19 protein-coding genes are annotated in these 21782 nt (G+C 70.4%); 9 read left to right on the top strand and 10 right to left on the bottom strand.

Annotation, left to right across the window (positions count from 1 at the left end; genetic code table 11):
- Positions 1 to 16: 16 nt before the first annotated feature.
- Genes AC1D29_RS13150 through AC1D29_RS13140 form a run of 3 tightly spaced genes read left to right on the top strand, consistent with a single transcriptional unit; the run spans position 17 to position 2070 of the window.
- Complete coding sequence (locus AC1D29_RS13150) at positions 17 to 454, top strand: excinuclease ATPase subunit (protein ID WP_477897963.1); 438 nt, start codon at positions 17 to 19, stop codon at positions 452 to 454.
- An 18-nt stretch (positions 455 to 472) separates the two neighbouring features.
- Positions 473 to 1141, top strand: coding sequence for a 4'-phosphopantetheinyl transferase family protein (locus AC1D29_RS13145; protein ID WP_477897961.1), 669 nt, complete (start codon positions 473 to 475; stop codon positions 1139 to 1141).
- 35 nt (positions 1142 to 1176) lie between these two features.
- Positions 1177 to 2070 carry a polysaccharide deacetylase family protein gene (locus tag AC1D29_RS13140; protein WP_477897960.1) on the top strand — a complete coding sequence of 298 codons (894 nt, stop codon included), beginning with the start codon at positions 1177 to 1179 and terminating at the stop codon, positions 2068 to 2070.
- 3 nt (positions 2071 to 2073) lie between these two features.
- On the opposite strand, the gene AC1D29_RS13135 is transcribed toward AC1D29_RS13140, so the two are convergent.
- Both AC1D29_RS13135 and AC1D29_RS13130 read right to left on the bottom strand, forming a co-directional pair.
- Entirely contained in the window at positions 2074 to 2796 is a 723-nt protein-coding gene (locus AC1D29_RS13135; protein ID WP_477897958.1) for a class I SAM-dependent methyltransferase, read from the bottom strand.
- A complete protein-coding gene (locus AC1D29_RS13130) occupies positions 2793 to 4037 on the bottom strand; it encodes a serine hydrolase domain-containing protein (RefSeq protein WP_477897956.1) in 1245 nt (414 codons plus the stop codon). Before AC1D29_RS13130 ends, AC1D29_RS13135 begins: the two co-directional genes overlap by 4 nt.
- A gap of 164 nt (positions 4038 to 4201) precedes the next feature.
- Between AC1D29_RS13130 and AC1D29_RS13125 the strand changes: the two genes are divergently transcribed.
- From AC1D29_RS13125 to AC1D29_RS13115, 3 genes are all read left to right on the top strand, one after another.
- Positions 4202 to 5038 carry a D-hexose-6-phosphate mutarotase gene (locus tag AC1D29_RS13125; RefSeq protein ID WP_477897955.1) on the top strand — a complete coding sequence of 279 codons (837 nt, stop codon included), beginning with the start codon at positions 4202 to 4204 and terminating at the stop codon, positions 5036 to 5038.
- A 16-nt stretch (positions 5039 to 5054) separates the two neighbouring features.
- A complete protein-coding gene (gene hemE, locus AC1D29_RS13120) occupies positions 5055 to 6143 on the top strand; it encodes a uroporphyrinogen decarboxylase (protein ID WP_477897953.1) in 1089 nt (362 codons plus the stop codon).
- Between the two features lie 319 nt (positions 6144 to 6462).
- Positions 6463 to 8529, top strand: a complete 2067-nt coding sequence (locus AC1D29_RS13115) for a primosomal protein N' (protein ID WP_477897951.1) — start codon at positions 6463 to 6465, stop codon at positions 8527 to 8529.
- Between the two features lie 6 nt (positions 8530 to 8535).
- Here the strand turns inward: AC1D29_RS13115 and AC1D29_RS13110 are convergent, their stop codons facing one another.
- The 3 genes from AC1D29_RS13110 to AC1D29_RS13100 form a co-directional block, all read right to left on the bottom strand.
- On the bottom strand, positions 8536 to 9225 hold the full coding sequence (locus tag AC1D29_RS13110) for an FxDxF family PEP-CTERM protein (RefSeq protein ID WP_477897949.1): 690 nt from the start codon (positions 9223 to 9225) through the stop codon (positions 8536 to 8538).
- Positions 9226 to 9391: 166 nt separating this feature from the next.
- Complete coding sequence (locus tag AC1D29_RS13105; RefSeq protein WP_477897948.1) at positions 9392 to 9763, bottom strand: hypothetical protein; 372 nt, start codon at positions 9761 to 9763, stop codon at positions 9392 to 9394.
- Between the two features lie 106 nt (positions 9764 to 9869).
- On the bottom strand, positions 9870 to 11945 hold the full coding sequence (locus AC1D29_RS13100; RefSeq protein WP_477897946.1) for an ATP-dependent helicase: 2076 nt from the start codon (positions 11943 to 11945) through the stop codon (positions 9870 to 9872).
- 235 nt (positions 11946 to 12180) lie between these two features.
- Here AC1D29_RS13100 and AC1D29_RS13095 point away from each other — a divergent pair, with 235 nt between their 5' ends.
- Positions 12181 to 13155 (top strand): alpha/beta fold hydrolase, encoded by a 975-nt coding sequence (locus AC1D29_RS13095; RefSeq protein ID WP_477897943.1) that lies wholly within the window; start codon positions 12181 to 12183, stop codon positions 13153 to 13155.
- 46 nt (positions 13156 to 13201) lie between these two features.
- Positions 13202 to 13660 (top strand): MarR family winged helix-turn-helix transcriptional regulator, encoded by a 459-nt coding sequence (locus tag AC1D29_RS13090; protein WP_477897941.1) that lies wholly within the window; start codon positions 13202 to 13204, stop codon positions 13658 to 13660.
- 7 nt (positions 13661 to 13667) lie between these two features.
- On the opposite strand, the gene AC1D29_RS13085 is transcribed toward AC1D29_RS13090, so the two are convergent.
- From AC1D29_RS13085 to AC1D29_RS13075, 3 genes are all read right to left on the bottom strand, one after another.
- On the bottom strand, positions 13668 to 16268 hold the full coding sequence (locus AC1D29_RS13085; protein WP_477897939.1) for a hypothetical protein: 2601 nt from the start codon (positions 16266 to 16268) through the stop codon (positions 13668 to 13670).
- Positions 16268 to 16888, bottom strand: a complete 621-nt coding sequence (locus tag AC1D29_RS13080; protein ID WP_477897937.1) for a PEP-CTERM sorting domain-containing protein — start codon at positions 16886 to 16888, stop codon at positions 16268 to 16270. Before AC1D29_RS13080 ends, AC1D29_RS13085 begins: the two co-directional genes overlap by 1 nt.
- Positions 16889 to 16969: 81 nt before the next feature.
- Positions 16970 to 18010, bottom strand: coding sequence for a serine/threonine protein kinase (locus AC1D29_RS13075; protein WP_477897935.1), 1041 nt, complete (start codon positions 18008 to 18010; stop codon positions 16970 to 16972).
- Between the two features lie 116 nt (positions 18011 to 18126).
- Between AC1D29_RS13075 and AC1D29_RS13070 the strand changes: the two genes are divergently transcribed.
- Complete coding sequence (locus AC1D29_RS13070) at positions 18127 to 19095, top strand: AEC family transporter (protein WP_477897933.1); 969 nt, start codon at positions 18127 to 18129, stop codon at positions 19093 to 19095.
- On the opposite strand, the gene AC1D29_RS13065 is transcribed toward AC1D29_RS13070, so the two are convergent.
- Together AC1D29_RS13065 and AC1D29_RS13060 are read right to left on the bottom strand one after the other, a co-directional pair.
- Positions 19058 to 20407 (bottom strand): sensor histidine kinase, encoded by a 1350-nt coding sequence (locus AC1D29_RS13065; protein WP_477897931.1) that lies wholly within the window; start codon positions 20405 to 20407, stop codon positions 19058 to 19060. The two genes, AC1D29_RS13070 and AC1D29_RS13065, sit on opposite strands and share 38 nt — an antisense overlap.
- The gene (locus AC1D29_RS13060) at positions 20407 to 21747 is read right to left on the bottom strand and encodes a sigma-54-dependent transcriptional regulator (RefSeq protein WP_477897929.1); all 1341 of its coding nucleotides are present in this window, start codon (positions 21745 to 21747) and stop codon (positions 20407 to 20409) included. The genes AC1D29_RS13065 and AC1D29_RS13060 overlap by 1 nt, the downstream gene beginning before the upstream one ends.
- Between the last annotated feature and the right edge of the window lie 35 nt (positions 21748 to 21782).

Below are 21782 nucleotides of genomic sequence, written 5' to 3'. Positions count from 1 at the left end.
CTCAAGGAGTTCGTTCATGAAGTCTCGTCTCGTCGCCTTGGCCGCCCTGTCGGCGCTGGCTTGCGCCCCTGCTTGGGCGCGTGACACCGTGCTGCACCTGCCGCTGGCCGATGTGCTGGAGATGCCCGAGGCCAAGGAGAAGCTGGACCCGGCGATGAAGTTCTTCCTGGCCGGGCAGACCACGCCCAAGGTCATCAAGCGCTTCGCGACCGATGTCAGCAACCCCAAGACCAACGGCGTCGGCAAGAGCGACGAGTTCGGTTGCAAGTGGGCGGCGCTGAGCGCGCTGATCAACCTGCAGGACAGCGCCAAGCGCCATGGTGCCAACGCCGTCATCGACATCGTCAGCTACTACAAGAAGCACGAGTACAAGAGCGCGACGGACTTCGAATGCCATGCGGGCGCCCTCATCATCGGCGTGGCGCTGCGCGGCACCTATGCGAAGGTGGAGTGACCGGTTGACCGGGGCGCGGTGAGCCTGCTCTGCCTGCTGGACACCGAGCCCGAGTTGCACGCCGGGATGGCGGCGCCGCGGGCCTGGTTGACGGCCACCGAGGCCGCGCGCCTGCAGGCGCTCGGCACCGACGCGCGGCGCAATACCTTTCTCGCAGGCCGCTGGCTGGCTCGCCGCGCGGTGCAGCGCTGGCGGGGCGTGGACCGCCTGCCCGTGCTGGACGTGGCCGACAGCGGTGCCTGCCGCGTGGCCGGCATCGCCGGTGTCCATGTGTCGATCAGCCACAGCGCCGGGGCCGTGGCCTGCGCCGTGTGCAGCATGCCCGTCGGTGTCGACGTCGAAAGCCTGGCGCGGCCGCGCGACCACCTGGCACTCGCCGAGACCGTGCACAGCGCGGCGCAACGCGAGCAGCTGGCCGCGCTGCCGGCGGGTGCGCGCGCGCTGCCGTTCCTGCAGTGGTGGACGCTGAAGGAGGCCTGGCTGAAGGCGCGCGAGCGCGGTCTGGATTTCCCTTTGATGCGCGCGCTGGCCTTCAACGAAGACCCGCACGGTGACGTGGCCGTGGTGACGGTGGGTGATCTGGTGCTGGCCGTTGCCGCCGACCCCGCGCTGCCGCAGCAGATGGAAGGCCTGCCGGATGCGGCCTGGCAGCGCAGCCGCGCACGACGCCTGATCACCTCCACCTAAACTGCCGCCCCAGGATTTTGGTCATGAAGGGCGGGATGACGCGGCAATGGCGCGCTGGAATGGTGGTGGCATGGCTGCTGGTGGCGGCTGGGGCTTGGGCCAGCCCGTCGGCGCCGGCCACACAGACGCCCGATGCGGCGCCCATCCGCCTGTTGCTGAGCTTCGACGACGGCCCGAGCGCCCGCGAAGCCGACAACCCCACGGCGCGCATCTTGGACTGCCTGGCGCACAACGCCATCCAGCCCGGCATCAAGGCGCTGTTCTTCGTGCAGACCGGCGCGACCAACGGCGGCGCGACGCCACAGGGCCGTGCGCTCATCCAGCGCACGCTGCGCGACGGCCATGTGCTGGGCTTTCACACCGCCACGCCGGGCCACACCAGCCACACGCGGCTCAGCGACGACGACCTGGCCTACAGCCTGGACATGGGCCTGGCCGCGCACCTTGCGCTGTCGGGCCGCCAGCCCTCGCTGGTGCGCCCGCCGCACTGGCGCTACGACGCCCGCACGTTCGCCGCCTACCAGCGCCGTGGCCTGAGCCTGGTGATGACCGACCTGTCGGCCAACGACGGCAAGATCCCCTGGCCCAATTTCAGCCTGCGCCGGCGCTCGCACTTCGAGCATCAGATGCGCGAGCTGCGCCGGCATGTGGCCGACATTCCGCTGGTGGACGGCGTGCGGCCGGTGGTCGTGACCTTCCACGACGTGAACCCGTTCACCGCCAGCCACATCGACGAGTACCTGCAGATCCTGCTCGACAGCGCGGCCAAGGCGGGCCTGCCGCTGGCCGAGCGGCCGTTCTATGACTCGGCCGATTCAGTCGAGGCAGCGGCGCTGGCGCGTGCCTTGACGGACCCGAGCGTGCAGATCCGCATCCCCGGCTTCTGGACCTCGCTGCTGCATTGGCTGCTGCCCGTCGAGCAGCCCTGAGCGTCAGGCCGGCTTGCGTGCCACGGCGTTGAGCAGCGTTTCCTCGCGGTCCTTGGGCACACCGAAGCCCAGCCATTCCCGCGCGCCCAGGTCGGAACGGCTCCACCACAGGTAGGGCGTGCTGGTGCGCTCGTCGCTCAGCTCGAAGCCGGCGTCGCGCAGCAGCTGCAGGAACTCCGGCGCGCTGCGCTGCACGTGCATGGGGTGGCGGAACAGCAGGCGGATGATCCAGCTGTGGATGTAGGCCCGCGTGCTTTCGGCCAGCAGCAGCAGGCCGCCGGGCTTGAGCACGCGGAACACCTCGGCCAGCGCCGCGGCCTGGTCGACGATGTGGTGCAGCGTCTGGTGGCACAGCACCATGTCCACCGACGCGTCCGGCAGCGGGATGCGCTCGGCGTGCGCGGCGTGCAGCGTGACGGGCACGGGGCAAGCGGCGACCATGGCGGCGCAGCGTGCCTCGAAGTCGGGCTCGGGGTCCAGCGCGTGGATCTGCGCCGGCGCGAAGCGCGCGGCCAGCTCCGGCAGCGAATGGCCCTGGCCGGTGCCGATGTCCAGCATCACGCCGCCACGCGGTGCGTCGGGCGCCATGCGCTGCAGGTCGGTCAGCGCGCGGCCCAGCACGTGCACGCGCCAGGTGGCGGTGGACAGGAACCACAGCCCGAAGCGGGTTTCGGGAACGAAGGCCGGCGCGCGTGCCGTGGCTGAGGAGGGCTGGATTGAATTCATGGTGACGAGTGGCTGGGACGCGCGGCGTGCTGTCGCTCCCTGTCCGGGCGCCCGGCGGCGATGATATGGGCTTGCTGTGGCGCGACCTCGGGCGCGGCGGTCCAGTCGATTTGCCCGCGCACCAGGCGCAACAGCAGCTTGTGCCCGATCTTGAAATCCCAGTTGAAGCTGGTCTGCAGCACCACCACGGCGATGCGGCTCTCGCGGTGCAGGCCCACGTAGGCCGTGTGGCCGACGGCCATGCCGACCTGGTTGGTGATGGGAATGCCCTCGAACTCGTCGGTGACCCAGGCGACGCCGGGCGCGTCCTGGCGGCGCGGTGTGCGCACGCGCAAGTTGTCGGCCAGCACGTGGTTGAGCGGGCCGGTGTCGGCATCGAGATGCGCGACGGCGAACTCCAGCAGGTCGGCGGCGCTGGAGTACAGCGCGGCCGAGCCCTGCATCGCGGCTGGAAAACGCCAGTCGGCAACCGGTCGGCCGCGCGGCATGAAATAGGGTTGGTCGCCGGCGTGGCCCTGCGCGCGGTGGATCGAGCCGGGCTCGAAGCCGGTGTCCGCCAACTGCAGCGGCGCCAACACCTTCTCGGCCAGCAGCGACGCGAGCGGGCGCCCGGTGCGGGCCTCGATGGCCATGCCGATCAGCGCGTAGCCGATGTTGGAATAGGCGGGCTCGGGATGTGGCGGCGGCGTGAAGCCGGCCATGAAGCGCGCCAGCCGCTTGGCGTCCAGCACCTGGTAGAAGTTGCTGCCAGTGAAGGTGAAGCGCAGCAGGCCGGTGAGCATGCGCAGTTCGGTCGGCTGGCGCGGCAGGCCGGCGCTGTGGGTGGCGAGCTGCAGCAGCGTGATGCGCCCGGCCTGCGGGTTCAGGTGCAGGTCGGGCAGCAGCTGTGCCAGCGTGTCGTCCCAGTGCAGCTGGCCCTCGTCCACCAGCACGCTCAGCAGCGCGGCGGTGTAGCCCTTGGTCAGCGAGCCGATGGGAAAGCGCGTCCCAGGGCCCAGCGGCGCGCCCGTCGTCTCGCCCTGGCCGTAGCTGAAGAAGTGCCGTTGCCCGTCGGGCGTGGCCACGCCGACGATGAGCCCTGGCGTCTCGTGCGCGTCCAGCACCGGCTGCACCAGCCGCGCCACGCCCGCGGACAACGGCTCGCGCGGCACAGCCATGGTGGCCGGCTCGGGCGCCTGGCGGGTCAGCTGCCCGCAGCCGCTCAGCAAGGCCAGCAGGCACAGCAACGCAACCGACCTCATGGGCGCGGTTGGCTCCGGTCATCTGCAGCGCGGAGCGGGCCGGCCAGTGTCATGAAGGGATCTCGTCGAGTTCTTTTTTTTGGGGAGCGCGATTCTAGGTAGCCTCACCGAGGCCGACGCGGCGCTTGCCAAGGCCGGCGACCAAGGCCCGACAATCCGGCTGCATGAACTGGCCCGCTGACACCCTCACCCTGCAATCGCCCGATGGCGCCTGCATCCGCCTCTCGCCGCACGGCGCCCACCTGCTGTCCTGGCAGCCCGCCGGCGCGCCCGAGCAGCTCTACCTGTCCCCGCGCAGCGAGTTCGTGCCCGGCAAGGCCATACGTGGCGGTGTGCCGGTGTGCTTCCCGCAGTTCTCGGAGCGGGGCCCGCTGCCCAAGCATGGCTTTGCGCGCACGCTGCCGTGGGAACTGGTCCTCCAGCAGCAGGGCAAGGACGATGCGTTGGCCGTCATGCGCCTGCGCGACAGCGACGAGACGCGCAAGCTGTGGCCCCACGCCTTCGAGCTGGAGCTGAGCGTGCGCGTGGGCGGCCGCAGCCTGGACATCGAGCTGGCCTGCGAGAACCTGGGCGACACGCCGCTGCAGTTCACCGCAGCGCTGCACACCTATCTGCGCGTGGCGGACCTGGACGCGGTCAGCGTCGAGGGCCTGACCGGGCTGCGCTACTTCGACAGCATCAAGCAGGCCGAGGCGCTGCAGCGCATGGACCTGCTGCTGACCGGCGAGAAGGGCGTGCTGGATCTGGACCGCATCTACTTCGGCGTGAAGGAGCGGCCGCTGCTGGTGGCCGAGGATCGCCGCCAGGTCGTCGTCCGTCAGCAGGGTTTCGAGGACGCGGTGATCTGGAACCCCGGCCCCGAGCGTTGCGCCAAGCTGGCGGACATGCCGCCCGAGGGCTGGTCGGAGATGCTGTGCGTGGAGGCCGCCAGCATCGGCCGCCCCGTTGAACTGCAAGCCGGCGAGAGTTGGGTCGGACGCCAGAGTCTGGCGCTACCCTGACCCGGATAATCGGGGCATGCCTTCCAGCTTCGCCCCCCTGCAGAACGACAACTTCCTGCGCGCCTGCCTGCGCCAGCCCACCGATCACACGCCCATCTGGCTGATGCGCCAGGCCGGCCGCTACCTGCCCGAGTACCGCGCCACGCGCGAAAAGGCCGGCAGCTTCATGGGCCTGGCCACCAACCGCGACTACGCGACCGAGGTGACGCTGCAGCCGCTGGAGCGCTACCCGCTGGACGCGGCCATCCTGTTCAGCGACATCCTGACCGTGCCCGACGCGATGGGTCTGGGCCTCACGTTCCAGCAGGGCGAGGGGCCGAAGTTTGCGAAGGTCGTGCGCGACGAGGCGGCTGTCGCGGCGCTGGCCGTGCCGGACATGGACAAGTTGCGCTACGTGTTCGATGCGGTCACGTCCATCCGCCAGGCGCTCAATGGCCGCGTGCCGCTGATCGGCTTCTCGGGCAGCCCGTGGACGCTGGCCTGCTACATGGTCGAGGGCGGCGGCTCGGACGACTACCGCCAGGTCAAGAGCCTGATGTACGCGCGCCCGGACCTGATGCACCGCATGCTGGACATCAATGCCCGCTCGGTGGCCGCGTACCTGAACGCGCAGATCGAGGCCGGCGCCCAGGCCGTCATGCTGTTCGACTCCTGGGGCGGCGTGTTGGCGGACGGTGCGTTCCAGCAGTTCAGCTTGGCCTATTCGCGCCAGGTGCTCAGTGCGGTGAAGACCGAGCATGAAGGCGTGCGCATCCCGCGCATCCTGTTTACCAAGGGCGGTGGCCTGTGGCTGGACGAGATCGCCGACGCCGGCGCCGACGTGGTGGGCCTGGACTGGACGATGAATCTGGGCGCCGCCCGTGCGCGCGTCGGTGACCGCGTCGCGCTGCAGGGCAACCTGGACCCCAACGTGCTCTTCGCGCCACCCGAAGCCATCCGCGCTCAGGCGCGCGCGGTGCTGGACAGCTTCGGCAAGCCCACGGCGGGCAGCGGCCACATCTTCAACCTGGGCCATGGCATCAGCCAGTTCACGCCGCCCGAAAGCGTGACGGCCCTGGTCGAAGAGGTGCACAGCCATTCACGCCGGCTGCGTGCGGGGCTCTGACTGGTCCGTCAAATCTGCACTTGTGCGGCGACTTATCCCCAATTATTGGGATGCGGGCCGCGTAGTTGAAGATTGGTGCGATGCACCTAAGAGTTTTCCCGAATTCGTGCTAAGTGCTTGATTTTCAAGGCGGCGTGCAAATCGCGCCAAAGCGCGGACCTGGGGCGGTCGGCTCGAGCGGCGCCTTCTATCGGCCCTCGCAAGGGGATTTGCTCACAAACTTATCCACAGAAATTGTGGGCAACCCAAGAAGCTTTGCAAATCATGGACTTGGCTCTGGTTCCTGAGCTGTCGCTTCACAAGACGCACGGAGCAGCGCGTGACTGAGCCGCGAGCGTCCGTCGTGGTGCGCGTCGCTGTGGATGCACCGCAGCACAGCGGCCTCAATAGCCCGCTTGATTACGCGAGTGAGCAGGTGCTCGCACTTGGCTCTTTGGTGCGGGTGCCGCTGGGCAAGCGCGAGTTGCTGGGCGTCGTCTGGCCGGGGGATGCCGAACCGGAGTCGGGGCTGGCGCTGCGCCCGGTCGCCGCGGTTTTCGATGCGCTGCCGCCGCTGGGTGCCGACTGGTGCCGGCTGCTGGAATTCGCAGCCGGCTACTACCAGCGCAGCGTCGGCGAGCTGGCCAGCGCGGTGCTGCCGCCACAGCTGCGCGAACTGTCGCCCGAGCAGCTGGCGGCGCGGCAGCGCAAGCTGGACCGCAAGGCGGCCAAGCCCGTGGCGGTGCCCGAGCCGGTCAAGCCGGACCTGGCGCCCGAGCAGGCCCAGGCCGTTGCGCGCATTGCCGCCCAGATCGCCGGCGGCACGCCCAAGCCGCTGCTGCTGTTCGGCGTCACCGGCAGCGGCAAGACCGAGGTCTACCTGCGGGCGGCCGAGGCGGCGCTGGCCGCCGGCCGCCAGGTGCTGGTGCTGGTGCCCGAGATCAACTTGACGCCGCAGCTGGAGGCCCGCTTCACGGAACGCTTCGCGGCGCTGCTGCCGCAGCCGGCGGCCATCGTGTCGTTGCACAGTGCGCTGACACCAGCGCAGCGTCTGCAGAACTGGCTGGCCGCCCACCTGGGCCGTGCGCGGCTGGTGCTGGGCACGAGGCTGGCGGTGTTCGCGTCGATGCCGGAGCTGGGGCTCATCGTCGTCGACGAGGAGCATGACCCGTCCTACAAGCAGCAGGACGGTGCCCGCTACTCGGCGCGCGACCTGGCGGTCTGGCGCGCGCACGACCTGAGACTGCCCGTCGTGCTGGGCTCGGCCACGCCGTCGCTGGAGAGCTGGCAGCACGCCGAATCGGGCCGCTACGAGCGCTTGACACTGGCCGCGCGCATCGGCGGCGGTGCGCTGCCGCGCGTGCGCCTGTTCGACATGAAGGCCTTGCCGCCGACGGCCGGCGTCACTACCGCGCTGACTGCACCGCTGCTGGCCGCGCTGAAGGAGCGGCTGGAGCGCGGCGAGCAAAGCCTGGTGTTCCTGAACCGCCGCGGCTACGCGCCAGTGCTGCACTGCGGCGAATGCCAATGGAAGAGCGACTGCCCGCATTGCAGCGCGTGGCGCGTCTTCCACAAGCGCGACCGCACGTTGCGCTGCCACCACTGCGGCTTCACCGAGCGCGTGCCGAGCGCCTGCCCCAACTGCGGCAACCACGACATCGCCCCCATCGGCCGTGGCACCGAAAAATTGGAGGAGCAGCTGAGTGAGGCCTTGCCGGGTGCGCGCGTGCTGCGCATCGACGCCGACTCCACGCGCCGCAAGGGCGAGCTGGAGGCGCAGTTGCAGGCGGTGCATGACGGCGACGTGGACATCCTGGTCGGTACGCAGATGATCACCAAGGGGCATGACTTCCGCCGCATCCGCTTCGTCGCGGCGGTGAATCCGGACGGGGCCTTGTTCAGCAGCGACTTCCGCGCACCGGAGCGCCTGTTCGCGCTGCTGATGCAGGCCGGCGGCCGTGCCGGGCGGGATGCGTCGGGCGAGACACCCGCGGAGATGTGGGTGCAGACCTGGCATCGCGACCATGCGCTGTACCAGGCGCTGGCGCGGCACGACTACGTGCGCTTCGCCGCCGACCAACTGGCCGAGCGCCGCTCCGCCAGCCTGCCGCCGTTCTCGCACCTGGCATTGCTGCGTGCCGAGGCGCGCACGGTGGATGCCGCCAAGGCCTTCCTGGCCGCCGCGGCGGAGCTGGCGCAGGACGAGGGGGTGTTGGTCTACCCGCCGGTGCCGCACGCGGTGGCGCGTGTGGCGGACGTGGAGCGCATGCAGATGCTGGTGGAGGCCGCGCAGCGGGCGCGACTGCAAGCTTTCTTGCGCGGCTGGGTGCCGGCGCTGATCGCGCTCAAGCGCGAGCACAAGGCCGTGCTGCGTTGGGCCGTGGACGTGGACCCGCTGGCGATCTGAAGCCGCTCAGCCGCGTGGCGGGCGCTCCCGCAGCGTGCTGGCGAGCGCCGTGGCGCGGCGCAGTTCGGCCCGGCGGCGCAGCGGGCGCGGCAGCAGGAAGGCGCCGGCCAGCGCAGCCAGCGTCAAGGCCAGGCTGCCCGGCTCGGGCACGTGGTTCAGGCTGACGTTGTCGAGATTGCCGCCCAGGCTGTCGCTGGTGCCCACCGAGGCGAAGCTCAACAGGTTGCGGCCGGCTTGCGCCGTCACGCTGTACTGGTGTTGGGTCCAATCGTTCTGGCTGCCACCGAGGCCGGTCAGCGTGTCGCCGATCTGCAGACCGTTCCAGAACACCTGGATGCCGTTGGTGGACGCCGCCTGGTACTCGCGCGGGGCGTACCAGAAGCTCAGGTCGTAGCGGCCGCCCGCGCTGAGGTTGTCGAGGTACTGGCCGATGCGGCTGTTGCCCACCGTGTCCAGTTCGATGTAGTTGCGGCCTTCCTGCGCGCTGCCGACGACGTCGTTGCGGACCTCGAAGCCGGTGCCGGGGCCGCTGAGCCAGGTCCAGCCGGCGATGGCGGGGACGTTGACCCAGTTGCCGCTGGCGACGACGGTGCTCTCGAAGCCGCCATTGACGAGCAGGTTGCTCGTGGGGGCGGGGCCTGCCAGGGCAGTGGTGCCGAAGCTGATCAGCGCGAGCAGGGACAGGGTGCGTTTCATGGGGCGGGGCCGGGCGGCTTGGTGTGTTTGCCGCGATTCTTTGGCCAGGCCCGCCAGGTGCCGGGTGCAGACTTCACGTCGCCGGGGCAGACCCCCTCAGGCCGGTGGGAGGCCTGTGACGCAAATCACCGAAGTGATGAGCGATGGAACAGCAATCGATATGCAATCAGCCGTGCGGGGCGTGGTCCAGCGTGCTGGCCAGCGCGGTGGCGCGGCGTTGCTGCTCCAGGCGGCGCAGCGTGCGGGAGACGGGACGGGCCACGATCAGCGCGAACACGCCCAGGACGATGACGAGGCTGCCGGTGTCGACTTCGGGTGCGCTGACGTCAAACTCTGCGCCGGCCTGGCGCTCGGCGGGCATCCAGCGGTTGCCGCCGTTCAGCGCGGTCAGGCTGGCGGAGCCGATGCGCCCGGCATCGGCCATCACGGTGGCCGTCGTCGCGTCGGCCGCTTTGGGGGTGTGCACGTCACGCGCGGCACCGGCCGGGGCGATGGTACTGAGGGCAGCGAGAGCGGCAGCTAGGACGATGGCTTTCATACGGGCTCACCGAAAGAAGAGAGGCTGAAACGCATTGTTCGCAGCCTAGCGTGGCTGAGGTGTGAAGACTTCACGCGCTTGAGGGGGACCCCCGCGAATGAGCGCTTCAGTCCTGCGGGGGTATTTCGGCCCGCGCGGCGGCCTTGGCGGCCAGTTCGGCGCGCATGCGCTTGAGCTTTTCGCGTGGGTCTTCGCGGGTGCTGCCCTCGTTCAGCTTCATTTCGGCCAGGAAGCGGCTGGGGATGCCCACGACGGTGTCGCGGCCTTTCTTGCGGCGGCGCAGTGTCGACACGGCCAACGTCGTGCGCGCGCGGGTGATGCCCACGTACATCAGTCGCCGCTCCTCCTGCAACGCCTCGGGTGTCAGCTCGGCCTCCTCGCGCTTGAAGGGCAGCAGGCCCTCGTTGACGCCGGCCAGCACGACGTGGGGCCACTCGAGACCCTTGGACGCGTGCAGCGTCGTCAGCGTGACCTGGTCCTGCTCGTCGCCACGCTCGGCCAGCGACAGGATGACGCTGATGGTCTGCGCGACGTCCAGCACGCTCTGCTTGGGTTCGGTGAAGCTGACGCCGCCTTCCTCGCTGTGCTGGCCGCCGCAGCGCTTGGCCACCCAGTCGACGAAGTCCAACACATTGCCCCAGCGCGCCTGCGCGACCTTCTCGTTCTCCTCGTTGTCGAGCAGATGGGCCTCGTAGCCGATGTCCTTCAGCCACTCCGTCAGCATCGCGTGCGCGGCGGTGTGGCCCTCGGTGTGCTTGGCCTTGTATTGCAGCTCGTTCACGCTGCGACCGAACTCGTGCAGGCCGTCCAGCGCACGCTTGGTCAGCGCGGTGGCCAGGCTCTCGGCGAAGAGGGCCTCGAACATGCTGCACTTCCACTGCGCCGAGAACGTGCCCAAAGCGCCCAGCGTCTGGTGGCCGATGCCGCGCTTCGGGGTGGTCACGGCGCGCAGGAAGGCCGGGTCGTCATCCTGGTTCACCAGCAGGCGCAGCCAGGCGCACAAGTCCTTGATCTCGGCCTTGTCGAAGAAGCTCTGGCCACCCGAGACCTTGTACGGGATCTGCGCGCGGCGCAGCGCCTGTTCGAAGACACGCGCCTGGTGGTTGGCGCGGTACAGGATGGCGAAGTCCTTGAACTGCGGGCCTTGGCCGTCGGCGCGCAACTGCTGGATGCGGGCGACGGCGCGCTCGGCCTCGTGTTCCTCGCCGTCGGCCTCCAGCAGCGCGATGGGCTCGCCGTCACCGTACTCGCTCCACAGCTTCTTCTCGAACAGCTTGGGGTTGCCGGCGATGACATGGTTGGCCGCACGCAGGATGGAGCCGGTGGAGCGGTAGTTCTGCTCCAGCGGGATGACCTTGAGGTTGGGGTAGTCGGTGGGCAGGCGCTTCAGGTTCTCGATGGTGGCGCCGCGCCAGCCGTAGATGGACTGGTCGTCGTCGCCCACGGCGGTGAACATGCCGCGCTCGCCCACCAGCGCCTTCAGCAGCTCGTACTGCACGGCGTTGGTGTCCTGGTACTCGTCCACCAGCACGTAGCGCAGCTTGTTCTGCCACTTCTCGCGCGCTTCGGCGTCGTTGGTCAGCAGCTTCAGCGGCAGCGTGATGAGGTCGTCGAAGTCCACGGCCTGGTAGGCGGACAGGCGCTCCTGGTAGCGCACCATGACCGCCGCGGCAGCGCGCTCGTCGTCGTCCGCGGCGATTTGAGCGGCCTGGGCCGGGCCGAGTCCCTGGTTCTTCCAGAGCGAGATGGTCCACTGCCAGCGCTGCGCCTGTTTCATGTCCGTCGTGCCGCCGGCATCCTTCAGCACGTTGAGCACGTCGTCGCTGTCGAGGATGGAGAACTGCTCCTTCAGCCCGACGCGCGAGCCTTCCTCGCGCAGCAGGCGCACGCCCAGCGAGTGGAAGGTGGAGATCGCCAGATCCTTGGCCGCCTTGTTGCCCACCAGCGCCTTGGCCCGCTCGCGCATTTCCTGCGCGGCCTTGTTCGTGAACGTGATGGCGGCGATCTGGCTGGGCCGGTAGCCGGACACCAGCAGCTGCGCGATCTTGGTGGTGATGACGCGTGTCTTGCCCGAGCCCGCGCCGGCAATGACGAGGCAGGGGCCGCTGAGGTGGTAGACGGCTTCGAGCTGGGCCGGGTTCAGGCCAGCCGATGCGGGGCCGGATGGTGGGGCGGCGGACATGGGGCGCGGATCATAGGCGGCGAGGCCAGAACGCCAGTTTCGGCTGCGGCCAAAAATAATCGCTTGCAATTAGATTGCGCACAATATAAAGTTCTGCCCAAGCCGGCACCGCGCGCCACCGTGCCGGCCCATGAAATACATCGCGTGCGATCTATGTGTAAGCGATGTGTTTGACAAGCCCTCGCGGGCAGCCCCTCCGACCGCGAGCCTTCACGCCCTGATCGAGAACCGCACCATGAAGTCACTGTCCGCCCTCTCCGCCCTCTCCGCCCTCTCCGCCCTGTTCGCCGCTTCCGTCCTCGCCCTGTCCGCGGCCAAGGCTGGCGCGCAAACCCCGCCCGCGCCGGCATCCGCGAAGGCGGCTGCCCGTCCGGCCCAGGGCTCCGGCTACATCACCGCCAAGGACGGCACCCAGCTGTTCTACAAGGATTGGGGTTCCGGCCAGCCCGTCGTTTTCAGCCACGGTTGGCCGCTGGATTCGGACAGCTGGGAATCGCAGATGCAGTACCTCGCCGAACGGGGTTTTCGCGTCATCGCCCATGACCGACGCGGCCATGGCCGCTCCAGCCAGCCTTGGTCGGGCAACGACATGGACCATTACGCCGACGACCTGGCCACCGTCATCGACACGCTGAAGCTGAAGAACGCCGTGCTGGTGGGCTTCTCCACCGGCGGCGGTGAGGTGGCGCGCTACGTCGGCCGGCACGGCAGCAGCCGCGTCGCCAAGGTGGTGCTGGTAAGCGCCGTCACGCCCCTGATGGTCAAGACGCCGGCCAACCCGGAAGGCGTGCCCATGGAGGTGTTCGACGGCCTGCGCGCCGCGTCGCTGGCGAACCGCGCCCAGCTCTACAAGGACGTCGCGTCCGGCCCCTTCTTCGGCTTCAACCGCCCGGGCGCGAAAGCTTCGCAGGGCCTGATCGACAACTTCTGGATGCAAGGCATGCTGGGCAGCAGCAAGAGCACGTACGAGTCCATCAAGGCCTTCTCGGAAAGCAACTTCGTCGACGACCTGAAGAAGTTCGACAAGCCCACGCTGGTCATCCACGGCGACGATGACCAGATCGTGCCCATCGCGACGACCGGCCGCGCGACGGCCAGGCTGGTCAAGGGCGCGACGCTGATCGAGTACGCCGGCGGCCCGCACGGCATCACCGACACGCACAAGGACCGCCTGAACCAGGACCTGCTGAACTTCATCCAGCAGCGTTGAGACCGCTCCGGGCCGGGCACGAAGCTTGGCCCGTTAGAGTGCCGCCATGGACACCGCCTGCACGCCTGCCAACGACTTCTCGATGGAACTGCAGGAGCAGCTGTGCTTCGCGGTGTATTCGACGATGCTGGGCCTGAACCGGGCCTACCGGCCGCTGCTGGACAAGCTGGCGCTGACCTACCCGCAGTACCTCGTCATGCTGATCCTGTGGAAGCGCGACGAGCTGATCGTGTCGGAAATCAGCCAGCAACTGTTCCTCGACACGCCCACGCTGACGCCGCTGCTCAAGCGCCTGGAGCAGCGCGGGCTGCTGACGCGGCGCCGTTCCACGCGCGACGAACGCCAGGTCATCATTGCGTTGACCGAGCAGGGCCGCGCGCTGCAGCAATCAGCGCGGGACGTGCCCGCCTGCCTGGCCCAGGCCATGCGGCTGGCTCCCGGGGAGATCACCGCACTGCGCGATCAGCTGCTGGCGCTGCGCGGCAACCTGTTCGACGCCGGCTGAGCGGCGCTCAGGCGACGCGAGCGACGCCCTCACCGGGCAGCGCCCTCAGTCCCAAGCCCAGCAGCAGCAGCGCGAAGAAGATGAAGCCGACGCGCGGCGCGTCCAGCAGGCTGTCGAAGGCGCCCACCGTGCCGAAGCCGATCAGCGCGGCGACGATGGCCGGCGCCAGCGGGTGGTCACGCCCACGGCCGAAGGACAGGCGCACCAGCGCCAGCAGGTAGGCGCCACCCAGCAACGCAAGGCCGACCAGGCCTTGCTCGAACAGCACGTGCAGCGCCGCGTTCTTGATGTGCCAGGGCAGGTGGTTGCGGTCGCTGGAGAAGAACCAGTGCGCCATCTCGCGGTTGAAGTCGCCGTTGACGACCAGCGAGCGGCCCAGGCTGTCGTGCATCGCGATGCGGCCGATGTCAACGCGCGCGCTGCGGGTATCCAGCGCCATCGAGAAGGTCACGAAACGCGGCGCCCACCAGTCGCCGCCGAGCGCCGGGATCGGGCCGAACTTGAACTGGCGGGTCTGCCATTGACCGGGGCCGTCCTCGGGATCGCCTGGCGAACGCACGGGCTTCAACAGCGGCCCGATGCCGAAGCAGCTGTCCGGGTAGATCAGGTTCTTCTCGCAGATCTGCAGGATGAGGCTGGCATCGCTGGCCGTGCGGCTGACCAGCGTGACGGTGATCGGCCCCGGCGCGGGCGCCATGATGCGCTGGCTGACGCGGAACTGCTCGCCGCGACCCAGCAGATGCTTGCCGCTGGTCAGTGCGAGAAAGGCCTCGCCTTCATCACCGCGCAGCCGGTAGTCACCCACCTGGGCCTGGATGGGGCCTTCGTAGAAATTGCTGGGCACGAAGCGGCCGGCGCCCTTGCCCAGCAGCTTCTGCCGGCCACCGTGCAGCAGGCGCAGGCCTTCGTGCCAGTGCGTGAGGCGGGTCTGGCCGTCTTCCTTCCAGGTGGACACACGGTCGCGCAGATAGGCGCCGCCGCCGAGCGCGGCGACGATGGCCATGATGAGCAGCAAGCCTGCCACCAGCAGCGCGCGCTTGCGCCAGCCGGCCTTGCCGGTGCTGCCCGCACCTTGCAAGGGCCACAGGCGCTGCTCCAGCAGCATCACGGCCCAGAGAGCCGCGAGCGCGAAACCGGCGGCCAGCGCCGTCCAGCGTCCGGCGGTGCCGCCCCAGTAGTCCGCCACGATGACCATGGTGGCGAGCAGCCAGAACCAGGCCGTCGACACCAGCAGCACATAGATGGGCCGCGCCTGGCCGGCCTCGTCGCGCCAGCGCAGCAGCGCGCAGCACAGCAGCGCGACGACGTTGATGACATAGGCCGCCTTGGGCACGGCCATGGACAGCGCCCAGCTGGCCGCGCCCAGCACCAGCGCGAGCAGCGCGCCCATCAGCAGCGCCACCAGCCGCTGCGCGAAGGGCGGCAGCCACAGGCTGGGCGGCATGGTCAGCAGCACCACCATGACGAAGAACAGCGCCAGCAGGCCGCGGTAGCCACCGCCGCCGAAGACCAGTGCCGCGGCCAGCGCGAAGGCGCCGGCCATGGCGAGCGCGCCCAACTTGGCCAGGCGCGGCATCGGCTCGTCGACGGCGCCCAGCGTGCTGTCGATGTGGCTGCTCTCCGGCCCCGACGCGGCGGCGCGGCGGCGCTGCGCGTCGGCCAGCATGACCATGGGCAACAGCGCCAGCGGCAGCGCCAGGTAGACGCCGCGCGAGAACGTCGTCAGCACCGCGTAGGCGGCCAGCAGCGCGATGCCCAGGCCGATGGCGAAGCGCCACGGCGAGCGCGTGCGCAGCAGCGCCAGCAGCGCGAACGGCAGCGTCATGACGAGGAAACCGTCCAGCGCCGCGCCGCCCACATGCATCTCCCAAAACAGCGCCGTGGTGCGGTAGTCGGTGGAGAAGTCCAGCAGGCCGGTATAGGCCAGGCGCTCCCACAGCGCCGCGGCACTGCCGCCGGCGAGCGCCAGCACCAGGCCCAGCAGCAGGCCGCGCGAGAAGCCGCGCGGCCGTGCGGCGGCGGCGGCCGTCCACAGCGGCAGCAGCGCCAGCACGAGGAAGATGGCCTTGGCGTTGCGCACCGAGTTCATCGCCTCGTGGTAGCCGTGGAACCAGCCGAAGACGAAGCCGCCGGCGTCGGCAAAGCCGCGCTTGACGCTCCAGGCGGCCGACAAGGCCAGCGCAAGGATCAGCACGATGACGGCCGATGAATAGACCAGGCCGTGGCGCCAGGCCGGCGCGCGGTCACGCGCGTTCAGCTGCAGCGCATAGGCCAGGTAGCCGCCGCAGCCACAGGCCGTGACCAGCAGGTCCATCTCCTCGAAGGTGATCCAGCCGCTCCACGGCGCAAGGCCGATCAGCGGCAGCGGCGCGAACACGAGGACGGGCGTCTTGACCCAGAACAGCGCCGCCAGCAGCACGACGGCACCCCAGGCCGCCAGCGCCAACGGCCCCGACAGCGGGTGGTGCCAGGCCAGCTCGGCGCCGACCAGGCCCAGACCGACGCCCGCCACGACGGCCAGCCACTGGGCCTTGGTGGCCGGCAGTCTGACCTGCAATTCCCCCAGGCCCAGCGGGCCTGGCGCGGGCGTGGCGCCGACGGCAGCCATCAGTGTTTGCGCCGCAGGCTGGCCAGCAGGCCGACGCCGGCCAGCAGCAGGACCGCGCTGGCCGGTTCCGGCACCGCGCTGACCTGGATGTTGTCCAGGCCCAGCACTTCGCCGGGCCCGGCGTGGAACTCGCCATTGAGGGTCAGACTGGTCACGTTGGCCAGCACGCCAGCCAATGTCGCCGGGCTGCCCCAGCCGGCGGCAGACGCCAGCGCGACCTCATAGTGGTGCCACTGGCCGTCGGCCGGCGGCAGGCCGGCGGCCACGATGTCCAGCTGCACGCTGCCGCCCGGGCCGCTGATGTTGATCGCGCCGAACCCCGCCCAGTCGGGGGAGATGCCGTTGACGCTCTTGGCATCGAAGGACAGCGTGCCGCCGAGATAGGCCGACCAGTTGCCCAGCCAGCTCGACGGCGCCGTCAGCAGGATGTCGGTGTTGCCGTCGATGTCCTCCACCTGCAGCCAGCCGCCGCTGTTGCCGCCGCTGGCCACCCAGGTCTGCGTGCCGCTGCCGCCGGGGATCGTCCAGCCTTCGGCGTCGGTGGCGAAGCCAGCGGCCGAAGCGGCCAGGGGCAGGGCGGCACAGGTGGCGATCAGGGTCGCGAGCAGCGAACGGGCCATGGCAGAACTCCGGGAGTGGGGCCGCATTGTTGCGTAGCGCCGTGCGCGGCGCACCCCCACGCAATCCCGATCGCGGTGCCGTCAGCCGGTGGCGGTCGTGCTCGGCTGGGTGGCCGACGTGGCGGCCGCCGTGACGGGTTCGGCGACCTGCGCCGTCAGCGCCAGCAGGCCCACGCCCGCGGCGGCGCCCAGCCAGAGCCAGCGCCTCCACCAGGCCGGCTTGGGGCGGGCCGCTGCGGCGGCGTCCGCCCGTGCGGCGCTCTGTTGCACGCTGAGCCATTGGCGCAATTCGTCGGCCAGGCCTTCGGCGCCGCGGGTGCGCAACTCCGGTGACTCCGCCATGGCCGCGCGCAGCAACGCGTCAAGCCGCACCCGCTGGGCTTCGCTCAGTTGCGGCCAGAGCTCGCCGACGCTGCCCTTCAACGGCGCGAGGCCCTTGGGCGTCTCCTCCCAGCCGCAGATCAGCATGCGGGCGAAGGCGCCCAGGCCGTAGACCTCGCTGGCCAGGCTGGGAGGCTCGCCGTTGCGGCGCTCGGGGGCCACGAAGGCGGGCGAGGCGCCGAGGCTCAGGCCGCGGTCGAAGGGGTCGGTCGGGTCGGGGATGCGGGCCAGGCCCAGCCCCATCAGGTGCACGTCGCCCTCGGGAGCCAGCCAGATCATGGCCGGGTCCAGCTCGGACAGCAGCCAGCCCTGCTGGTGCGCCGAGCGCAAGGCCTCGCAGAGCTGGACGAGCAGTTCGATGCGCTCGCGCAGCCCCAGCGCCGGCAGGCGCGGCAACAGCGGTTCGCCATGCTCGCCCTCCAGGATCAGATAGGGATGGGCATCCGGCGTGACGCCGCTGTCGCTGGGCACGGCGATGTGGGGGTGTTGCAGCTTGGCCAGGTCGCCAGCCTGGTCGGCGTAGCGCAGCATGACGCCGGCGCCCTGGTCGCTGCGGTCCAGCACCAGCACGGCGGCCTGCTGTTCGGTGGCCATCGCATGGTGGGCGCCGTACCACTGGCCGGCATGCGCCTGCTCGCCATCGGGCAGCGGGCTCTTCAACCGCCACACGCCCAGGGCCTGGCCTTCGTCCAGCGGAGCGGCGGCGGCTGGCGGTGGCAGGGACAGGTTGGGCATGCGCATGGCGCGGCATATTAGGGGTGACCCCAGGGGGGCTGCCATCCCATGCTGTAACAAAGCCGCCTCGGCCGCGCATTCGCTCACGGCCCCGATACTCCGCCGCCGACTCCCACGCGACCATGCTTGCCGTTCTTGCGACGACCTTCCCGTTCTTCGCCCTGGTGTTGTGCGGCTGGCTGGCCGCCGAGCGCGGGCTCTTGCCGGACAGCGCCATTCCCGGGCTGAACGGTTTCGTGCTGTTCTTTGCGCTGCCCTGCCTGTTGTTCCGCTTCGGGCGCGACACGCCGGTGCTGGAGCTGCTGAACCCGGCGCTGCTGGGGGTCTATGTGGCGTCGGCGCTGCTGATCGTCTTCTTCACCGTGGCGACGACGCTGTCCGCGCGCATCGGCATGAAGGACGCGGCCTTCGGCGCGCTGGTGGCCGCCTTCCCCAACAGCGGCTTCATGGGGGTGCCGCTGATCGTCGCGCTGCTGGGCGCGGCGGCGGCCGGCCCGGTCGTCAGCACCATCCTGGCCGACTTGTTCGTGACCAGCTCGCTGTGCATTGCGCTGGCCCAGGCCGGCGCCAGCGGCGTGGCCGGGCGGGCCGCCTTCCTGCAGGCGCTGAAGGCCGCCGGCTCCAACCCGCTGCCCTGGGCGATCGCGCTGGGCGCGGTGGCGGGCGCCAGCGGGCTGGTGCTGCCGGCGCCGTGCGCGAAGGTCATCGCCATGCTGGGCGACGCGGCCTCGCCGGTGGCGCTGTTCACGATAGGCGCCGTGCTGAGCCGCTCGGGCCGCGCCAACCGCCTGGCCGGCCGCATGACGCCGCCGGCGCTGTACGTGCCGGTGGCCGCCATCAAGCTGCTGCTGCACCCGGCGCTGGTGTTCGCGCTGGGCGCGGCCGTGCGCTGGATGGGCGCGCCGCTGTCCGGCCCGCAGCTGGTGGCGCTGACGCTGGTGGCGGCATTGCCCAGCGCCAGCAATGTGTCGCTGCTGGCCGAGCGCTACGGCGCCGACAACGGCCGCGTCGCGCGCATCATCCTGGCGTCGACGGCGCTGGCCTTCGTGAGCTTCAGCGCGCTGGCGACCCTGTTGATTGAGGCAGGCTGATGACCACGCGCAGGCCGCCGCCGTCGCGGTTGCTCAGCGCGATGCGGCCGTCGTGCGCCTCGGCGATCTCGCGCGCCAGCGCCAACCCCAGGCCCGTGCCGCCCTGCGAGCCGGGCTCCGAGCGCTTGGTCGAGTAAAAGGGCAACAACGCCTGGGCCAGCACGGCCTCGCTCATGCCGGGGCCGCGGTCCAGCACCTCGATGCGCAAGTCCGCGCCCTGCACCGCCAGGCGCAGCGCGATCTCGTCGGGGTCGCTGCCCGACTCGTGCGCGTTCTTGATCAGGTTCAGCAGCGCCTGCTCGATCTGCGCCGCATCGAACCAGCCCGGCTCGTGGGGCACGTCGCCATCGAGGTTGAACTCGCCCAGCGTCGCCAGCCGCGCCAGGAAGGGCTGCCACGCCACCGCGGCGCGACGCGGCGCCGGCAGCTTGGCAAATGCCGCATAGCCGCTCAGGAAGCTGTGCAGATGCGCCGCGCGCTCGCCGATGCTGGCCAGCACCTGCGGCAGGCGCTCCGTGTTGCCGCGCCGCGCCAGCTCAGCGCCGCTGTGCGCCAACGACGAAATCGGCGCCAGCGAGTTGTTCAGCTCGTGGCTCAGCACGCGGATGACGCGCTTCCACGTCCCCACCTCGGCGCGCGACAGCTCGCGCGTCATGCGCCGCAGCAGGTGCAGGCGATGCGGCTGGCCCTGCAGCCGGAAGGACCGCGTGCTGTGGTGGAAGGTCTCCTCGCTGCCGTCGGCCAGCGTCACGGCGAACAGCTGGTCGGCGTCACCCGCCAGCGCCTCGCGCAGCGCCTCGGGCAGCGGCGCGATGACGCTCGCGAAGTCCAGCCCGGCCAGGCTGCGCCCGTCGCCGATCAGCTGGCGTGCGGCGAGGTTGGCGATGGCGACCTTGCCGCCCGGGCCGGTCAGCACCAGCGCGACCGGCGTGTTCTGCACGACGGTGTCCAGCAGCAGCTCGCGCTGGGCCAGGTGCTGGCGCTGCTCGCGCAGGGCCAGGCCCATCTCGGCGTGCAGCCGCGTCAGCACGGCCAGCTCGCGCGGGCCGTCGGGCGCCAGGTTGAGGCTGAAGTCGCCGTCGCGGTAGCTCAGCACGGCGCCCTCCAGCGCGCGCGTCAGCCGCAGCAGCGGCGCCAGCCACGCGGCGGACAGCCACGCCAGCAGTGGCAGCATCACCACGACGGCCACGACCAGCGCCGCACCGGAGGCCAGCCCCGCGCGGCGCACGCCCAGGATGACCAGCGGCGGGACGACCGCCGCCGCCGCGAGCGCCAGCAGCGCGCGTGCGCGCAGCGACAAGGTCACGCGCATCAGGGTGCGATCCCGTAACGCTCCAGCCGCCGGTACAGCGCCTGTCGCGACAGTCCCAGCTGCGTCGCCGCGCGGCTGACGATGCCGCCGGCCGCGTTCAGTGCGGCGATGACGGCCTCGCGGCTGGGTTCGTCGAGATTGCGGTAGGCGCCGCCGTTGCCGTGGGCCTCCTCCAGCCCCAGCAGCGCCAGCGTGATATCGCCGCCTGCGTTCAGCAGCGCGGCGCGCTCGATGACGTTCTTCAGCTCGCGCACATTGCCCGGCCAGCGGTGGGCCAGCAGCGCCTCGCGCGCGCCTTCCGAGAGCCGCGCCCGGTCGGCCAGGAAATGCTCGGCCAGCGGCAGCACGTCGTCGCGGCGCTCGGCCAGGGCGGGGAGCTTCAGCTCGATGAGGTTGAGGCGGTAGAACAAGTCCTCGCGGAACGACCCGGCCTTGACCATCGCGCGCAGGTCGGCGTTGGTGGCCGACAGCACGCGCACGCGGGTCTGGCGCGTCTTGCTGGAACCCAGCCGCTCGAACTGCCCCGTCTCCAACACGCGCAGCAGCTTCACCTGGCCGGCCAGCGGCAGGTTGCCGATCTCGTCCAGGAACAGCGTGCCGCCGTCCGCCGCCTCGAAGCGGCCCACGCGCGCCTTGGCCGCGCCGGTGTAGGCGCCGCTGTCGCTGCCGAACAGTTCCGCCTCGATGAGGTCGGCCGGCAGCGCGCCGCAGTTCAGCGCGATGAATGGGCCGTCATGCGCGGCCGAGTTCGCATGCACGAAGGCCGCCACGCATTCCTTGCCGGCACCGTTGGGCCCGGTGATCAGCACCGGCACGGGGGCGGCGGCGATCTGGCCGGCCAGCTCCAGCAGGGAGAGCATCGCGTCCGAGTTGAAGACCAGGCCGGCCAGGTCATGCCGCCGCGCCAGCGCAGCGCGCCGTGCCGCGCGCGCCTCGCGCAGCTGCGCGATCTCGCGGTTGGCCTCGCCCAGTTCCAGCAGGTTCTCCACGGTCGCCAGCAGCTTGGCGTCGTCCCAGGGTTTGGCCAGGTAGTCCGCCGCGCCGGCCTTGACGAGGGCCACGGCCGAATCCAGCCGCGTCCAGGCCGTCAGCAGGATGACGGGGATGTCGGTGCGCCGCGCGCGGATCGCGCGGAACAGCTGCTCGCCTTCCTCGCCCGACGTCGTGTCGGCAGTGAAGTTCATGTCCTGGATGACCAGGCCGTAGGGCCGCTGCTCCAGCAGCGCCAGGCCTTCCTCCGGACTGGTGGCGACGCTGGCCTCGATGTCGTGCAGGGACAGCAGCAGCTCCAGCGCCTGGCCCACGCCGGGGTGGTCGTCGATGATCAAAACGCGTCGCATGGCGTGGAGGATAAATGGCTGCCCGCAGCGTGAAA

Source organism: Roseateles sp. P1_C6 (genome assembly GCF_056406315.1).
This window is presented reverse-complemented; position numbering and strand designations above follow the sequence as displayed.

Excerpts from the sequence above, each read along its gene's own strand:
- AC1D29_RS13150 (WP_477897963.1), top strand. The coding sequence starts at position 17 with ATGAAGTCTCGTCTCGTCGCCTTGGCCGCCCTGTCGGCGCTGGCTTGC.
- AC1D29_RS13140 (WP_477897960.1), top strand. The coding sequence starts at position 1,177 with ATGACGCGGCAATGGCGCGCTGGAATGGTGGTGGCATGGCTGCTGGTG.
- AC1D29_RS13135 (WP_477897958.1), bottom strand. The coding sequence starts at position 2,796 with ATGAATTCAATCCAGCCCTCCTCAGCCACGGCACGCGCGCCGGCCTTC.
- AC1D29_RS13130 (WP_477897956.1), bottom strand. The coding sequence starts at position 4,037 with ATGAGGTCGGTTGCGTTGCTGTGCCTGCTGGCCTTGCTGAGCGGCTGC.
- AC1D29_RS13125 (WP_477897955.1), top strand. The coding sequence starts at position 4,202 with ATGAACTGGCCCGCTGACACCCTCACCCTGCAATCGCCCGATGGCGCC.
- hemE (WP_477897953.1), top strand. The coding sequence starts at position 5,055 with ATGCCTTCCAGCTTCGCCCCCCTGCAGAACGACAACTTCCTGCGCGCC.
- AC1D29_RS13110 (WP_477897949.1), bottom strand. The coding sequence starts at position 9,225 with ATGAAACGCACCCTGTCCCTGCTCGCGCTGATCAGCTTCGGCACCACT.
- AC1D29_RS13105 (WP_477897948.1), bottom strand. The coding sequence starts at position 9,763 with ATGAAAGCCATCGTCCTAGCTGCCGCTCTCGCTGCCCTCAGTACCATC.
- AC1D29_RS13100 (WP_477897946.1), bottom strand. The coding sequence starts at position 11,945 with ATGTCCGCCGCCCCACCATCCGGCCCCGCATCGGCTGGCCTGAACCCG.
- AC1D29_RS13095 (WP_477897943.1), top strand. The coding sequence starts at position 12,181 with ATGAAGTCACTGTCCGCCCTCTCCGCCCTCTCCGCCCTCTCCGCCCTG.
- AC1D29_RS13090 (WP_477897941.1), top strand. The coding sequence starts at position 13,202 with ATGGACACCGCCTGCACGCCTGCCAACGACTTCTCGATGGAACTGCAG.
- AC1D29_RS13085 (WP_477897939.1), bottom strand. The coding sequence starts at position 16,268 with ATGGCTGCCGTCGGCGCCACGCCCGCGCCAGGCCCGCTGGGCCTGGGG.
- AC1D29_RS13080 (WP_477897937.1), bottom strand. The coding sequence starts at position 16,888 with ATGGCCCGTTCGCTGCTCGCGACCCTGATCGCCACCTGTGCCGCCCTG.
- AC1D29_RS13075 (WP_477897935.1), bottom strand. The coding sequence starts at position 18,010 with ATGCGCATGCCCAACCTGTCCCTGCCACCGCCAGCCGCCGCCGCTCCG.
- AC1D29_RS13070 (WP_477897933.1), top strand. The coding sequence starts at position 18,127 with ATGCTTGCCGTTCTTGCGACGACCTTCCCGTTCTTCGCCCTGGTGTTG.
- AC1D29_RS13065 (WP_477897931.1), bottom strand. The coding sequence starts at position 20,407 with ATGCGCGTGACCTTGTCGCTGCGCGCACGCGCGCTGCTGGCGCTCGCG.
- AC1D29_RS13060 (WP_477897929.1), bottom strand. The coding sequence starts at position 21,747 with ATGCGACGCGTTTTGATCATCGACGACCACCCCGGCGTGGGCCAGGCG.